Here is a 262-nt window from a genome sequence, read left to right as displayed (position 1 = left end):
CTTACAGACAAGGAACGAGAGGAATCACAACAAGAATATGAAAATAACATTGAATGGCTCGGAGAAGACGCTTAATGATACCTGTCCGTTATGCAGTGGAACGGGAATGATCTTAAATGGATGGACAGGTAGAATGTGTGATTGCCAAAAGAAACAATCTGAAATAGCAAGGTTGAAAAATGCAATGATACCAGAAGAATTTGAAGAAGCACGTTTTAAAAATTATATTCGTCATACCGATATGCAAAAGAAAATGTTTAAC

The 262-nt window shown here is 35.9% G+C and carries 1 pseudogene; it reads left to right on the top strand.

The window, feature by feature from the left end:
* Positions 1 to 37 precede the first annotated feature (37 nt).
* Positions 38 to 262, top strand: a pseudogene (locus ACQGS6_RS29600) (DNA replication protein); the annotation flags it as partial.

It is taken from the genome of Bacillus sp. GMs2/2 (genome assembly GCF_050172095.1).
Lineage (GTDB): Bacteria > Bacillota > Bacilli > Bacillales > Bacillaceae_G > Bacillus_A > Bacillus_A cereus.
The sequence above is the reverse complement of the archived record's forward strand: the minus strand, read 5'-3'. Positions and strand labels throughout refer to the sequence as shown.